1 protein-coding gene is annotated in these 602 nt (G+C 69.9%); it reads left to right on the top strand.

Translation table 11 applies throughout. From position 1 onward, the window contains the following. Window positions 1-571: NAD(P)/FAD-dependent oxidoreductase (locus AC1DWF_RS36345; RefSeq protein WP_476843295.1), on the top strand; the 571-nt coding region annotated here is incomplete at its 5' end. Between the last annotated feature and the right edge of the window lie 31 nt (window positions 572-602).

Here is a 602-nt window from a genome sequence, read left to right as displayed (position 1 = left end):
TGGCTATACCGGGGACCTGTGGCCCGGCCTGCGGCGGACCGTGGTGCCGGTCTACAGCTCCATCGCCTCCACGGCGCCGCTGGCCGAGGAGGCGGCAAGGCGGGTGATGCCGCGGCGCGCCTCGCTCTACGAGTCCGGGAACATCACCGTCTACTACCGTATGGACCAGTCCAACCGGCTGGTGATCGGCGGGCGCGGTCCCCAGGCGCCGCTGCAGAGCCTGGAGCCGATCCGCTACATCATGGACTACGCGGCGAAGCTCTGGCCTGAGCTGAAAGGCGCCGAATGGACCCATGGCTGGAACGGCCAGATCGCCGCGACCCAGGATCACTACCCTCATCTGCACGAGCCCGCGCCGGGCCTGCTCGCCGGCCTCGGCTACAACGGCCGCGGCGTGGCCATGTCGACGGCGATGGGCCGGCAGACGGCGCTGCGCCTGCTGGGGCGGCCGGCGGCGGAGCTGGACATGCCGGTGCTGCCCATCAGGCCGATCCCTTTCCACGGCTTCTGGAAGCTCGGCGTGGCCTGGGCAATTCTTCAAGGAAGATTGCGCGACCGCCTCGGCCTCTAACCTTGCCGGCCCGGTGATCACGCCCCAATCC

The sequence above is a fragment of the Aminobacter sp. P4_D5 genome (assembly GCF_056401815.1).
Note: the sequence above shows the minus strand (reverse complement) of the source record. Positions and strands in the feature narration are given on the sequence as shown.